The organism is Clostridium sp. ZBS15 (genome assembly GCF_023845705.1).
Classification (GTDB): Bacteria; Bacillota; Clostridia; order Clostridiales; family Clostridiaceae; genus Clostridium; species Clostridium aquiflavi.
This window is the reverse complement of record NZ_JAMQHY010000031.1, coordinates 72265-87932: the sequence shown is the minus strand read 5'-3', so window position 1 is coordinate 87932 and position 15668 is coordinate 72265. Positions and strand designations below refer to the sequence as shown.

Here is a 15668-nt window from a genome sequence, read left to right as displayed (position 1 = left end):
AACTTTTGTTTTATTGTGTCGCCCTCAAGCGACTTCTTAAGTATATCACTTAAGTTATTTCTTGTCAACAAGTTTTTTTAAGTTGAAATTCAATTTCTAAAACTTAATTTTATTAAACTTGTTCATCGCATCTCTCAGCGACGTGTTTTATCTTACCATATATATTATACAGCTCTATTATTGTATAGTTCTATATAATAAAAATATATATACTATTCTTTATTTTACTTTTATTTTCTTAATATTTCTTATATTGACACGCCAGGATGACATTACTTCTTAGTATATACTTTATATCTCTAAACTAAGCTTTTATTTAGCATTTTATACTTATATAAAACAAAAAAACTATGTAGGAGTAACTAAAATCCTACATAGTTTTTTATTTTATCACTTAAATTCTTTATCTATTCTATATCAATATCATTTTCACTATCGTCTTCTGCTCTCTCTACTAATTCATCTAAGCTATTATCTTCATTTACTAAATCAATTTCTTCATTAGATTCAAATTCATTTTCTTCTAAATCTTCATCATCACTTTTTAGTATTTTAGCTATAGCAACTATTTTCTCTTCTTCATTAGTTCTCATTAGAGTTACACCCATAGCAGATCTACTTGTTTTTGATATATCTGATACATTTATTCTTATAGCTACACCATTAGTATTGATAAGCATTAATTCATCATCAATCTTACAAACTGTAGCACCAACTAACTTTCCTGTCTTTTCACTTATCTTATAAGTTATAAGACCTACTCCGCCCCTATGCTGAATCTTATATTCACTTACAGGAGTTCTCTTACCAAATCCATTTTCACTAATAACTAATAATTCTTCATCATCAACTGCAATATCCATACATACAGCTACATCATCACCTTTTAATGTTATAGCTTTAACTCCAGATGCAGTTCTACCCATATGTCTAACATCTTTTTCATTAAATCTTAATGCATAACCATTTTGAGTAACAAACATTACGTTAGCATCACCATAAGTAATCTTAACTTTTAATAATTCATCATTTTCTCTTAAGTTTATAGCTATTAGTCCATTCTTTCTTAAATTTCTAAATTCATTTAAGTGAGTTTTCTTTACAATACCTTGCTTAGTTCCCATAAATAAATAGCCATCTCTACGCTTATCTGTTACTGTTAATACTGTTTGTATTTTTTCATCTGGTTCAATAGCTATTAAATTAATTATATTGGTTCCCTTTGCTTGCCTTCCAGCATCAGGTATTTCATAAGCTCTTAATTTGTACACTCTACCTCTATTAGTAAAGAATAATACATCTGAATGAGTCGAAGTTATCATTACATGATCTACAAAATCATCTTCCTTCGTTGACATTGCTTGTATTCCTCTTCCACCTCTTCTTTGTGCTGAGTATACATCTGCTGAAATTCTCTTTATATATCCAGATTTAGTTAAAGTTATAACTACATCTTCTTCTTGAATAAGATCTTCTATATTAATTTCATTCATATCTTGTTCAATACTAGTTCTTCTTTCATCTCCATATCTAGCTTTTATTTCTAAAAGTTCATCTTTTATAACTCCTAGTAATTTTTCTTCACTTGCTAATATAGATCTTAAATATTCCATTTGTTTTAATAATTCATCATATTCATCATCAATTTTATCTCTTTCTAACCCTGTTAATCTTCTTAATTTCATTTCTAAGATTGCTTGAGATTGCTTTTCTGAAAGATTAAATTCATCCATTAAAGTATTTTTAGCTATTTCACTTGTAGATGAGTTTCTTATTACACTTATTACTCTATCAATATTATCTAGTGCAATTTTTAAACCTTCTAATATATGCGCTCTAGCTTCTGCCTTATTTAACTCAAATGTAGTTCTTCTTGTTATAACTTCTTTTTGGAAGTCTATATAATGAACTAATACTTCTTTTAAATTTAAAACCCTTGTTTCGTTATTTACTAATGCTAACATAATAACGCCAAAACTATCTTGAAGTTTTGTATGTTTATATAATAAGTTTAATATTATATTTGGATTAGCATCTTTCTTTAATTCGATTACGATTCTCATACCTTCTCTATCTGATTCATCTCTTAAATCAGATATTCCAGTAATCTTTTTATCTTTTACTAATTCAGCAATGTTTTCTATAAGTTTAGCTTTATTAACTTGGTAAGGTATTTCAGTAAATATTATTTTATGTCTACCATTTTCTTCTTCAATATCTGATTTAGCTCTAACTACTATTTTACCTCTTCCAGTTTCATAAGCTGATCTAATCCCTGCATGACCCATTATTGTTGCTCCAGTTGGGAAATCAGGTCCTTTAATTTTAGTCATAAGCTCTAGTACACTAGATTCTGGATTATCTATAAGCATTATTGTGCCATCTATTACTTCTCCTAAATTGTGAGGAGGTATATTAGTTGCCATTCCAACTGCTATTCCTGATGATCCATTAACTAAAAGATTTGGAAATCTAGATGGTAAAACTGTTGGTTCTTCTTCTTCACCATCAAAGTTTGGCATAAAATCAACTGTATTCTTGTTAATGTCTCTTAACATTTCAACAGCTATCTTATTCATCTTTGCTTCTGTATATCTCATTGCTGCAGCACCATCGCCGTCAACAGAACCAAAGTTTCCATGTCCATCTACTAACATATATCTCATTGAGAAATCTTGAGCCATTCTAACTAATGCATCATAAACAGAACTATCTCCATGTGGATGATACTTACCTAAAACGTCTCCGACTATTCTAGCACATTTTCTATATCCCTTTTCAGGTGATAATCCTAAAATTTGCATAGAATATAATATTCTTCTATGAACAGGTTTTAACCCATCTCTAACATCTGGTAATGCACGACCTACTATAACACTCATAGCATAGTCTATATAGCATTTTTTCATTTCATTTTTTATATCTACAGATATAATTTTTCCTTCATTAAATTCCATGTACTTCACCTCATATTAAGTACTAAATGTCTAAATTAACAACATTCTTAGCATTTTGCTCTATAAATTCTCTTCTTGGTTCAACTTTTTCTCCCATTAAGATAGTAAATATCTCATCAGCTGCCATTGCATCTTCAATTTCAGCCTTTAATAGAATTCTCTTTGATGGATCCATCGTTGTATCCCATAATTGAGTAGCATTCATTTCTCCTAAACCTTTGTATCTTTGAATATCTACCGAATTATCTTTTCCACCCATATCCTGTAATACTGCATCTAACTCAGCATCAGAATAAGCATATGTTTCTTTTTTACCTTTACCTACTCTAAATAAAGGTGGTTGCGCAATGTATACATGCCCTTGCTCTATTAATTCTCTCATATATCTATAGAAAAATGTTAATAATAATGTTCTTATATGCGCACCATCAACATCGGCATCAGTCATAATTATTATTCTATTATATCTAATTTTTTCAATATCAAAATCTTTTCCTATTCCACCACCAAATGCAGTAACCATTGATCTTATAGTTTCTGAATTTAATATTTTATCTAATCTTTGTTTTTCAACATTCATTATTTTACCTCTTAAAGGTAAAATAGCTTGGAATTTTCTATCTCTACCTTGTTTTGCAGATCCACCAGCTGAATCCCCTTCGACTATATAAATCTCACATTCCCTAGGATCTTTTGATGAACAATCTGCTAATTTCCCAGGTAATGTTGTTCTTTCTAATACAGATTTTCTTGTTAATTCCCTTGCTTTTCTAGCAGCTTCTCTTGCTCTAGCTGCCATTAAAGCCTTATCTATAATTATTTTACTTGTTCCAGGATTCTCTTCTAAGAATATTCCTATATATTCACTAACTATAGAATCTACTATTCCTTTAACTTCACTATTACCCAATTTTGTCTTAGTTTGGCCTTCAAATTGAGGATCTTCAATTTTAACAGATATTACTGCTGTAAGACCTTCTCTTATATCATCACCAGAAAAGTTCTTATCATTTTCTTTTATAAATCCAAATCTTTTTGCATAATCATTAAAAGCTCTAGTTAATGCTGTTTTAAATCCAACTAAATGGGTTCCCCCTTCAATTGTGTCAATATTGTTAGCAAAAGAAAATAAATTTTCTGTATAGCCATCATTATACTGTAATCCTAATTCAACTGAAACTTTATCTTTTATTCCTTCTACGTATATAGGTTCTGGATGTAGCGGTGTCTTATTTCTATTCAAATAAGATACAAATGATTTTATTCCACCCTCATAATAATAATTTTCTTCTCTATCATTTCTACAATCAATTAATGTTATATTAATACCTTTATTTAAAAAGGCTAATTCTCTTAATCTTTGAGATAGTGTATCAAAATCAAATAAAACTTCATCAAATATTTCTGCATCAGGTTTAAAATATATTGTTGTACCACTTTCTTCAGTGTTACCAATTTGTTTTAAATCATAAAGTACTTTACCTTTACTGTACTCTTGTTTCCATATATGACCTTCTCTTTTTACTGTAACAATACATTGTTCTGAAAGAGCGTTAACTACAGAAGCACCAACACCATGTAAACCACCAGATACCTTGTATCCTCCGCCACCAAATTTTCCTCCAGCATGAAGTATTGTCATTATTACTTCAACTGCTGACTTATGCATTTTAGGATGCATACCAACTGGCATTCCTCTTCCATCATCAGATGAAGTAATAGAATTATCTTCATTAATTTTAACTTCTATGTTTTTACAGTATCCAGCTAAAGCCTCATCTATACTATTATCAACTATTTCATATACTAAATGATGTAGTCCCCTAGAACTAGTACTACCTATGTACATACCAGGCCTTTTTCTAACAGCTTCTAACCCTTCAAGTACTTGAATCTGATTTTCATCATATCTTTGATTATTTTGTTCCAAAACAGACTCCTCCTAAATTTAAAAATATTTATAACTAAAATTTTAACTTACGAATTATATTCTATATCAGTTCTTTTAGTTAAAGTTGCAGAAGATATTGGTGAAAGATATATCTTACTCATTTTATTAACTTCAGCAATAACAAAAGATTTAGGTTTTTCATTCGTAATTCTTTGTACAAAGCCATCTTCTTCTGCTAATCTTAAAAATTGTATAGTATCTGAACTATACATAGTATTTTCCAAATCGAATATTCCAATAATATCTTTTATAGGAACTACAACATTTTCTCCTAAATGCAAAAACACTATATATTCCTCCTTTAATTCACTATTTCTCCATTGCATACTTTGAACACTTTAGATTTATCATCTAAGTAATCTTCTAAATCATTTATACCGGTACAAGTAATTATTGTTTGTATATCATTAAGAGTGCTCAATACATATCGCTTTCTATTTATATCAAGCTCAGAAAGAACATCATCAAGTAATAAAATCGGATATTCCTTTGTAATTTCTTTAATAATCTTAAGTGAAGAAAATTTCATAGTTAAAACTGCAGTTCTTTGTTGACCTTGAGAACCAAATTTTTTCACATCTATATTATTTATTAATATATTAAAGTCATCTCTATGCGGGCCTATTGATGTTAATCCTTGTTCTCTATCTCTTAACAAATTACTTCTTAATTTTTCTAGAAAAGCATATTTGAAATTATCTTTAAACTTTATTCCTGAATCATATTTGAAAACTATGTCTTCTTTTCCCGAAGTTATTTCATTATGAATAAATTTTCCATAATAATTTATCTTATCTATATATTCTAACCTTTCTTTAACAATATAATCAGCATATTCTATTAATTGTAAATCATATATCTCTAAAATATCCTTATTAAAATCTCTTGATCTTAAAATTATATTTCTTTCATTCAATATTTTATTGTATTGAACTAGATTAAAATAATATTTTTTATTGATTTGACATAACTCCATATCTAGAAACTTTCTTCTTATCCCAGGAGATTCTTTTATTATTTTTAAATCTTCTGGTGAAAACATAACTACGTTAAAAGTTCCAAAAAGCTCTCCTATTTTATTTATTTTTATAGAATTAACTTTTATAGCTTTTTTACCGTCTCTTAAAATTTTTATATCAATTCTTTTGTCTAATCTTTTTTTTCCTACAAGTAAACTTATATATGCTTCGTTCTCTTTCCAATTTATTAAATCTTTATCTCGTGATGTTCTGTGAGATTTAGCAAATGCACAATAGTAAATTGATTCTAAAATATTAGTCTTACCTTGGGCATTATCACCTATAAACACATTAACACCTTCACTAAGATTTAACTCTGAATTATTATAATTTCTATAATTAACCAACATTATCGCTTTTATATACATAAAATACACCTATAATCAATTATATCATAATAGAAAAGTTATAGCCTGTTTATTAAGAAAATTAAAAAGCTATACTAAACTATTTCAAATTTTTCATCTTTAAATTCTATAACATCTCCAACTTTCAATTTTTTTCCTCTTTGCAAACATATTTCATCATTAACTTTTACTAAACCTTCTTGTATATAAATTTTAGCTTCTGATCCTAGAGAAGCTATTCCACTCCATTTCAAAAATGCATCTAATTTTATAATTTCAGTATTGATCTCAATTTTATTCATAATTTTTGCATAAATATTAATAAATATTTACTTCCTCCTTATCTCATTTGTCTTACTGGTAAAACTAAATATTGAGAATTTTCTCCATTTTTTTCTTTTATGACACATGGACTTACTCCTGATGTCATTTCTAAAATTATCTCATCACTTTCCATATTCTTAAGAACGTCTAATAAATATCTCGAATTAAATGCAATTTCAATTTCATCGCCTTGCAAATTTATTGAGACTTCTTCCCTAACTTTTCCCAATTGAGAATTAGATGTTATTATTACAGTGTCTTCTTTAATGTCTAAATTGATTAAATTATTATTTCCATCTTTGGCCATTAAAGATGCTCTTTCTATACCGTTTTGTAATTCTTCTTTCTTTACGGTAACTAATAATTTATGTTCTTGAGGTAATAATGAAATGTAATTAACAAATTTTCCATCTAGTAATCTTGATATAATTTTAGTATTTTCTAAATTAAATAATATATGATTATTAGTAAATGTTATATCTACATTTTTATCATGATCTTCTAGAATTTTTGATACTTCAACTAATGTCTTTCCTGGGATAACAACCTCTAAATTAATATCATTATCTAAAAATTCACTTCTTATAGCTAATCTATATCCATCAAGTGCAACTAAATTTAAAGTTCTATCTTTAACTTGAAATAATATCCCTTGTAAAATAGGTCTTGCTTCATCTTGTGCAATAGAAAAAGAGGTTCCCTTAATCATATTTTTTAAAATGCTTTCATTAACTTCTACTTTTAAATCTTCGTTAATATTAGGTAATGAAGGGAATTCATCAGCATTCATACATACAACATTGAAAACTGATTTTTCACAAGTAATTTGTATTACATCTTCTTTTATTGTCTCTATTTTTATATCAGAGTTTGGAAGTTTTCTAATAATCTCTCCAAATATTTTAGCATCAATAACTATCTCACCTTTGTCCAAAACATCTGACTTAACTAATGTTTGAATACTAAGATCCATATCTGAACCTATTAATCTTAAACCATCATTAGTAGCATTTATGTAAATACCGTCTAATACTTTCATTGTTGATTTTCCTGTAATAGCTTTTTGAACTATAGAAATACCCTCTAATAATTTATGTTTTTCACATATAAAGATCATAAAAAATCCTCCTTAATTATTCACATATATTTTTAAATTTAATTAGAATAGATATATATTTATATATAATAGTAATAGTAGTAGGGGCTGTTAATTTGTTGATAAGTACTGTAATCCTAGTAATATCAACGGAATTTTATGCAAAAAGATTGTGGATAAGTCGGTAACTAAAAGCATACCTTATCCACAGTTTTCAACATAGTATTATTAAAATATAGTTATCCACAAGTTATTCAATACTTATTATGTACATATGTTAATTAATTTTGAGAAACCTTCTTTGTAATGTCAGAAACAGTATGCTGTAAGTTCTCATCATTCTTTAGATTTTCAGATATTTTTTCATAAGCATGAATTACAGTAGTATGATCTCTACCGCCAAATTCTTCTCCTATTTTCGGTAAAGACATATCTGTTAGTTTTCGGCTTAAATACATAGCTATTTGCCTTGGATAAGCTACATTTCTAGTTCTTCTTTGAGATTTTAAATCATCTATTTTTAAGTTAAAATAATTAGCAACTATTTCTTGAATTGATGCTATAGTTACGTGTTTACCTTGCTTTTTAGAAATTATATCTTTTAATGCTTCTGAAGCTAAATCAACAGTAACTTCTCTATTAGTTAAAGATGAATAAGCAATTATTCTTATTAATGCGCCTTCTAACTCTCTGATATTAGATTTAATTTTTGTAGCAATGTATCCCATAACTTCATTTGCTACTTTTAAATTTTCTACATCGGCTTTTTTCTTAAGAATTGCCATTCTAGTTTCAAAATCTGGTACTTGAATATCAGCAATTAAGCCCCATTCAAATCTAGATCTTAATCTATCTTCTAATGTTGGAATTTCTTTTGGTGGACGATCAGATGATAGAATTATTTGTTTATTTGCGTCATGTAGTTCATTAAAAGTATGGAAAAATTCTTCTTGAGTACGCTCTTTTCCAGCAATGAATTGAATATCATCTATAAGTAAAACATCTACATTTCTGTATTTTTTTCTGAATTCTTCATTTTTATCATCTTTGATGGCGTTTATTAATTCGTTTGTAAATTTTTCTGAAGAAACATAAACGACTTTAGCTTTAGTGTTATTTTGTAAAATATAGTGTCCGATTGCATGCATTAAATGCGTTTTGCCAAGTCCAACGCCTCCATATATAAATAAAGGATTGTACGCTTTAGCAGGAGCTTCAGCAACGGCAAGTGAAGCTGCATGAGCAAATCTATTACTATTACCTATTACAAATGAATTAAAAGTATATTTAGGATTTAAAGTTGAAGACATTTCATCATTTACAACTATATTTCTTCTAGAATTTTTATTCATACTTTTACTAGAGTTATCATTACTATTTAATTCATCTTCATTATTAAGATCTGATTCTATTAAAAATTCTATATCATATAATTTAGAACAAACAGCTTCTATAGAATTAGCAACCAAACTTTTATATCTTTTGTCTAAAATATCTTTAGTAAAAGAATTTGGAACGCTTATTTTTATACTTTTATCAGATATAGAAATAGGTTCACAACTTTTAATCCAAGTATTGAAACTGACTTCACTCATTTCACTTTTTACTATATTCAAGGTTTTTTCCCATAATTTATTTAGGTCAGCATCCATCTCTATCCTCCAAATATTATTAAAAAAAAATTTTTTTTAAGGTATATATAAATTATTAACAAGATATTAACAATATAATAAACAATATATTTTAATTGTTGACTAAGCGAATAAACTTATACACATGTGGATAACTTATTTAGAAAAAAAATTAAACTATATACTTATCAACAATTATAAAAAATAGATATAAACATCAATCGATAGTATATAATTTCAATTATAGTGAGAAAATATAAAATAATTTTAAAAAATAAAATTAAAAGTAAACAAGTTATTCACATATTTATCCACAGCTGTGGATAAATATTTATTAAATTAAGTTATTCACAGTTATAGTATTTATAATATCATAAGTAAACAGGGAGATTCAATAAGTTATCCACAAAAATATTATGTTTAATAAATATTTATCAACAATAGACTGTATCTTGACAGAAAATTAGGATATATATATAATAGAAAAGTAATTTTAAAATAACCGCAAAGTATAGTTTTTACTATAAATAATAAAAATTAAGGGGGTGCATTTTAAATGTTCATGACTTATCAACCAAAAAAGAGACAAAGAAAAAAGGAACATGGCTTCAGAAAAAGAATGAGCACTCAATCAGGAAGAAACATTCTTAGAAATAGAAGACAAAAAGGAAGAAAAAAATTAACAGCATAAGGGCCGCATTAAGTGGCCTTTTTTCTGCAAATGCAGGAAAAAAGGAGTAATGGAAATACCGTATGATTTATAGATTAAAAAAAAATATAGAATTTATAATTGTATATAGAAGAGGGAAATCATTTGCTAATAAGACTTTGGTTCTATATGTATTGAAAAATAAAAGAAACAAAGACAAAGATGGTATCGCATATAGTAAAGTAGGAATTTCTGTAAGTAAAAAAGTTGGAAACAGTGTTGTTAGAAGTAAATGTAAGAGATTATTAAGCGAGAGCTTTAGATTAAATTATAATAATATATTAAAAGGATATGATTGTGTGTTTGTAGCAAGAAATCCTATGAGAGATAGTAATTATTTTGAAACTGAAAAGGCGATGAAGAATTTAATTAAAAAGGCAGGCTTATATTATGATGAAAAAAGTTGTATTAAGTCTAATTAAATTTTATAGAAAATCTATTTCACCTGGGAGAAGTCCATGTTGTAGATTTACGCCAACTTGCTCACAGTATGCATTGGATGCCATAAATAAGTACGGTGTTATTAAAGGAAGTTTAATGGCTCTGTATAGAATTTTAAGGTGTAATCCTTTTTGTAAAGGTGGGTATGATCCTGTAAAGTAATGAAGTTTAGGAGGTATAGATTTTAATGTTTGAAAAGATAATTCAGTTTATGGCTAATATATTCAATTATCTACATGATTCCATCTTAAACCTAGGTGTTTCAGATGTTGGATTATCGTATGTGTTAGCGATTCTTATATTTACATTAATGATTAGACTACTTATATTGCCACTTAACATAAAAGCAGCAAAGTCTACTCAGAAAATGCAAGCGGTTCAACCGCAAATGAAAAAGATTCAAGAAAAATATAAGAGTAATCCAGAAAAATTAAATGAAGAAATGAGAAAATTTTATAAAGAAAATAATGTTAGTTTAACTGGAGGATGTGTTCCATCATTATTACCATTACCAATATTAATGGCTTTATATTATGTATTCTTTAGAATAGAAGGCATGAATGGAGCATCATTTTTATGGATTGCAGATTTAGGTGCTAGAGATAAGACGATGATATTACCTATTTTAGCAGCCTTATCAACATACTTACCATCTTACTTAATGACAAAAGCTACTCCAATGGACGATTCACCTATGAATATGGGTACTATGAGCTTAGTTATGGCAGTAATGATGGGAGTTATGTCAATAAACTTTAAATCAATATTAGTTTTATATTGGATAATAGGAAATGTTATTCAAACTATACAAACATATTTCTTAAATTATTTACCAGCTAAGAAAAAGGTTGCATTAGCAGCTGCAGAAACAGCTGTTTCAGAATCTTCAGATTCTAGTTTTTCTATGATTGTTGAAGAACCTAAGAATTTAGCTAGTACAAAGAAGAAAAGTAAAAAGAAAAAATAATTTTTTAATATATACTTTCTTTATATAATAAGGTGGTGAATTAGGGAATGAGATCAGTGGAATTAGAGGGGAAAAATGTTGAAGAAGCCTTAAATAAAGCTTTACTTGAGTTAAATACAACAAAAGATATGGTAGATGTTGAGGTTTTACAACGTGGTTCAAAAGGGTTATTTAGCTTTATAAGTACTAAACGAGCTAGAATAAAAGTAACCTTAAAACATAACTATATTGATGATATAAGAAATTTTATAAACAAAATTCTTGATTCTATGGGCATAAAGGCAGAAATAGATATTAATGAACAAGATAATGTGATAAATATAAGTTTGTCAGGTGATAAACTAGGCTTGCTTATCGGCTATAGGGGAGAGACCTTAGATTCATTACAATGCCTTATTTCTTTAATGATTAACAAAGATAGCAGCATTCAATATAAAAGAATCGTACTTGATATAGAGAATTATAGAAAAAAGAGAGAAGAAACTCTCAAGAATGTTGCAAATAAAACTGCTGAAAAAGTAAAGAGAACGGGCAGACTATTTAGATTAGAACCGATGAATCCTTATGAAAGAAGAATAATTCATTCAGCTTTACAAGATAATTCATTTGTTAACACTTATAGTGAAGGAAAAGAACCTTTTAGAAGAGTTGTTGTAGAACTTAAAAAGAATTAAAAAGGAAAGCCTTGATGAGGCTTTCCTTTTTGGTTTTAATTTAATATATAGCTATATTTTAAACATATTTTAATATATATAGTAGGTAAAGTGGCATTGTAATTGGACTTTACTCATTTTAGTATTCATAAGTTCAATTACTTAGTTTAATTTACTTATGCAGATATCAATAATTTGATAAAATAGAGCTAATGCATGTGATTTTGACTAATTCGATATTCATTGGTTATAATAATACAAATAAATCACAAAATTAATAACATGAGGAGAATCAGATTATGAGAGAATTTGATACCATTTGTGGTATAGCAACCCCTATTGGTGAGGGTGGAGTTTCTATTATTAGAATTTCTGGAAGTAAAGCATTAGATATAATTAGCAAAATATTTGTTAGTAAAAATAATATAGATTTAAAACAAATGAAAACTTATACTATGAGATATGGACATATTATAGAGCTTGAGAGTAAAGATGTAATTGACGAGGTTATTATAAGCTATATGAAGGGACCTCATAGCTATACTACTGAGGATATAATAGAAATCAACTGTCATGGTGGTGTTATATCAACAAATAGTGTAATGAATCAGGTTATTAAAGCGGGTGCAAGAGTTGCAGAACCAGGAGAATTTACAAAGAGAGCATTTTTAAATGGTAGAATTGATTTAAGTCAAGCTGAAGCAGTTATTGATATAATAAAAGCTAAAACAGATTTATCTATGAAGTCAGCACTTATGCAAAGTGGTGGAGCTTTATCAAAGCAAATTAAAGAAATAAGACAATATTTATTAAATACCTTAGCACTAATTGAGTACGGAGTAGATTTTACAGAAGACGATGAAGATATTGATGATACTTTAGTTTTAAGGGTTAAAGATGGAATAAAAACTACTATTTTAAAGGTTAAGGAACTATTAAAAGGGGCAGATGAAGGTAAAATAATTAGAGATGGTCTTAATGTTGTTATTATTGGTAAGCCTAATGTAGGAAAATCATCTTTACTTAATGTGCTATTAAAAGAAAAAAGAGCTATAGTAACAGATATTCCTGGTACTACAAGAGATATAATCGAAGAGTATTTAAATATAGATGGTATACCTATAAAAATAACTGATACAGCAGGGATAAGAGAGACTGAGGACACAGTTGAGAAGATAGGCGTTGAAAGATCTAGAGAAAAGATTGAAGAAGCAGATCTAATTATTTTAATATTAGATTCATCTAGAGAGTTGGAAGAGGAAGATAAGGAAATAATTAATACTATAAAAGACAAGAATCACATAGTATTATTAAATAAAACGGATTTAGATAGAAAAATAGCAGATATTGATTTGGATAATCAAATAAATATTTCAGCTAAAACTGGTTATGGAATTGATGAATTAAAAAATAAAATAAAAGAGTTATTTTTTAGTGGAGATATAAATAGTGAGAGTTTAATAGTCTCTAATGTTAGACATAAGCAAGCATTATATAGATCATTGGAAAATTGTGAAGTAGCATTAGATAGAGTCAATGCTAATGAATTTTTAGATTTAATTTCTATTTATGTAACGTCAGCAATGAAAGCACTTGGGGAAATAACAGGTGATGAATTAGAAGAGGATGTATTAAACAAGATTTTTAGTGAATTTTGTGTAGGAAAGTAGGAGTGGTATATGAAATATAATTATGAAGCAGGGGAATTTGATGTAGTAGTAGTTGGTGCTGGTCATGCAGGATGTGAAGCGGCATTAGCATCTGCTAGAATGGGATTAAATACTTTAATTTGTACTATAAATTTAGATTCAATAGCTATGATGCCATGTAATCCTAATATAGGGGGAACTGCGAAAGGTCATTTAGTTAGAGAAATTGATGCATTAGGCGGAGAAATGGGAGTGAATATAGACCATACATTCATTCAATCAAGAATGCTAAATACGTCTAAAGGACCAGCAGTTCATTCATTAAGAGCACAAGCTGATAAAAAAGACTATCAATTTAGAATGAAGAGAGTATTAGAAGAACAAGAAAATCTTCAAATAAGACAAATTGAGGTTACTGAGCTTTTAGTTGAAGATAATAAAATAACAGGCGTTATTACTAAAAATGGAGGGATTTTTAGAGCTAAAGCTGTAATTTTATCTACAGGTACATATCTAAAAGGAAAGATAATAATAGGTGAAGTTAGTTATTCTGGGGGGCCAAATGGTTTATTCCCAGCTAATGATTTATCACAATCTTTATTAGATTTAGGGATTTCATTAAGGAGATTTAAAACTGGAACTCCAGCAAGAATCAATAGAAGATCTGTAGATTTTTCTAAAATGATTGAACAACCAGGTGATGATAAAATAGTACCTTTCTCATTTATGAGCAAAAATATAGATAAAGAACAAATATCTTGTTATTTAACATACACTAATGAACAAACTCATAATGTGATTAAGGAAAACATAGGAAGATCACCAATATATAATGGAAGTATTAAGGGAGTAGGTCCTAGATATTGTCCATCAATTGAAGACAAAGTGATGAGATTTCCTGATAAATTACAACATCAAATATTTGTTGAGCCAGAAGGTTTAGACACTCTAGAAATGTATGTAGGGGGAATGTCTTCATCTTTACCAGAAGAAGTTCAATTAAAAATGATGAGAACATTACCTGGATTAGAAAATGTAGAAATAATGAGAACTGCATATGCAATTGAATATGATTCTGTAGATCCTACTGAATTAGAACCAACATTAGAATTTAAAAATGTTGAAGGTTTATATGGTGCTGGCCAATTTAATGGTAGCTCAGGCTATGAAGAAGCAGGTGCGCAAGGATTAGTAGCTGGTATAAATGCTGCATTAAAGATTAAAGGTGAAGAACCAATGATATTAACTAGATCAGATGCATACATAGGAGTTCTTATAGATGATTTAGTTACTAAGGGTACTAATGAACCATATAGAATGATGACATCTAGAGCTGAGTATAGATTAATTTTAAGACAAGATAATGCAGATTTTAGATTAACTGAGATAGGAAAAAAAGTAGGATTAGTTACAGATGAAAGATATGAAATTTTCTTAAATAGAAAAAATACAATTGAAAATGAATTAGAAAGATTAAAGAAATTACAAATAACTAATAAAAGAGAAACAAATGAATTTTTACTATCAGTAGGATCAGCTGAACTAAAAAAACCTATAAGTTTTTATGAATTAATAAAAAGACCAGAAGTTGACTATTTTAGCTTAAAGGATTTAGATGCAGAAAGGCAAGAATTTTCAGAAGATATTGGGGAACAAATAAATATAATTGCTAAATATGAAGGATATATAAGTAACCAACTTGAACAAGTAGCTCAATTTAGAAAATTTGAGAAGAAACTATTACCTAAGGATATAGACTATAGTAATGTAAAAGGCTTAAGAACAGAGGCAGAACAAAAATTAAATAGTATAAAACCTATAAGTATAGGTCAGGCATCACGTATTTCAGGGGTATCTCCAGCAGATATATCTGTATTACTTATTTATCTTGAACATTACTATAATAAATAATTTATTGGAGGTA

Annotated in this window: 14 protein-coding genes; 7 read left to right on the top strand and 7 right to left on the bottom strand. The window is 28.0% G+C overall.

Features of this window, described 5'->3' with window-relative positions:
* Nucleotides 1-407: 407 nt before the first annotated feature.
* From gyrA to dnaA, 7 genes are all read right to left on the bottom strand, one after another.
* Nucleotides 408-2957, bottom strand: coding sequence for a DNA gyrase subunit A (gene gyrA, locus NG904_RS09450; RefSeq protein ID WP_252231296.1), 2550 nt, complete (start codon nt 2955-2957; stop codon nt 408-410).
* A 22-nt stretch (nt 2958-2979) separates the two neighbouring features.
* Complete coding sequence (gene gyrB, locus NG904_RS09445) at nt 2980-4887, bottom strand: DNA topoisomerase (ATP-hydrolyzing) subunit B (protein WP_252231294.1); 1908 nt, start codon at nt 4885-4887, stop codon at nt 2980-2982.
* A 47-nt stretch (nt 4888-4934) separates the two neighbouring features.
* Nucleotides 4935-5195: an extracellular matrix regulator RemB gene (remB, locus tag NG904_RS09440; protein ID WP_252216622.1), complete on the bottom strand. Its 261-nt coding sequence runs from the start codon at nt 5193-5195 to the stop codon at nt 4935-4937.
* A 14-nt stretch (nt 5196-5209) separates the two neighbouring features.
* Nucleotides 5210-6295 (bottom strand): DNA replication/repair protein RecF, encoded by a 1086-nt coding sequence (gene recF, locus NG904_RS09435; protein ID WP_252216619.1) that lies wholly within the window; start codon nt 6293-6295, stop codon nt 5210-5212.
* A gap of 74 nt (nt 6296-6369) precedes the next feature.
* Complete coding sequence (locus NG904_RS09430) at nt 6370-6576, bottom strand: RNA-binding S4 domain-containing protein (RefSeq protein ID WP_252216617.1); 207 nt, start codon at nt 6574-6576, stop codon at nt 6370-6372.
* 38 nt (nt 6577-6614) lie between these two features.
* Entirely contained in the window at nt 6615-7715 is a 1101-nt protein-coding gene (gene dnaN, locus NG904_RS09425) for a DNA polymerase III subunit beta (protein WP_252216609.1), read from the bottom strand.
* A 260-nt stretch (nt 7716-7975) separates the two neighbouring features.
* Nucleotides 7976-9346: a chromosomal replication initiator protein DnaA gene (dnaA, locus tag NG904_RS09420; RefSeq protein ID WP_252216607.1), complete on the bottom strand. Its 1371-nt coding sequence runs from the start codon at nt 9344-9346 to the stop codon at nt 7976-7978.
* Between the two features lie 535 nt (nt 9347-9881).
* Between dnaA and rpmH the strand changes: the two genes are divergently transcribed.
* From rpmH to mnmG, 7 genes are all read left to right on the top strand, one after another.
* A complete protein-coding gene (gene rpmH / locus NG904_RS09415; protein WP_252216606.1) occupies nt 9882-10016 on the top strand; it encodes a 50S ribosomal protein L34 in 135 nt (44 codons plus the stop codon).
* 62 nt (nt 10017-10078) lie between these two features.
* A complete protein-coding gene (rnpA, locus tag NG904_RS09410; RefSeq protein ID WP_252216594.1) occupies nt 10079-10456 on the top strand; it encodes a ribonuclease P protein component in 378 nt (125 codons plus the stop codon).
* Nucleotides 10428-10637: a membrane protein insertion efficiency factor YidD gene (gene yidD, locus NG904_RS09405; RefSeq protein WP_252216637.1), complete on the top strand. Its 210-nt coding sequence runs from the start codon at nt 10428-10430 to the stop codon at nt 10635-10637. The genes rnpA and yidD overlap by 29 nt, the downstream gene beginning before the upstream one ends.
* Before the next feature lie 25 nt (nt 10638-10662).
* Nucleotides 10663-11442, top strand: a complete 780-nt coding sequence (locus NG904_RS09400; protein ID WP_252216592.1) for a membrane protein insertase YidC — start codon at nt 10663-10665, stop codon at nt 11440-11442.
* Nucleotides 11443-11489: 47 nt separating this feature from the next.
* Nucleotides 11490-12116 (top strand): RNA-binding cell elongation regulator Jag/EloR, encoded by a 627-nt coding sequence (jag, locus tag NG904_RS09395; protein WP_252231291.1) that lies wholly within the window; start codon nt 11490-11492, stop codon nt 12114-12116.
* Between the two features lie 278 nt (nt 12117-12394).
* The gene (gene mnmE / locus NG904_RS09390) at nt 12395-13765 is read left to right on the top strand and encodes a tRNA uridine-5-carboxymethylaminomethyl(34) synthesis GTPase MnmE (RefSeq protein ID WP_252231289.1); all 1371 of its coding nucleotides are present in this window, start codon (nt 12395-12397) and stop codon (nt 13763-13765) included.
* A 9-nt stretch (nt 13766-13774) separates the two neighbouring features.
* Nucleotides 13775-15655 (top strand): tRNA uridine-5-carboxymethylaminomethyl(34) synthesis enzyme MnmG, encoded by a 1881-nt coding sequence (gene mnmG, locus NG904_RS09385; protein ID WP_252231287.1) that lies wholly within the window; start codon nt 13775-13777, stop codon nt 15653-15655.
* Nucleotides 15656-15668: the final 13 nt, after the last annotated feature.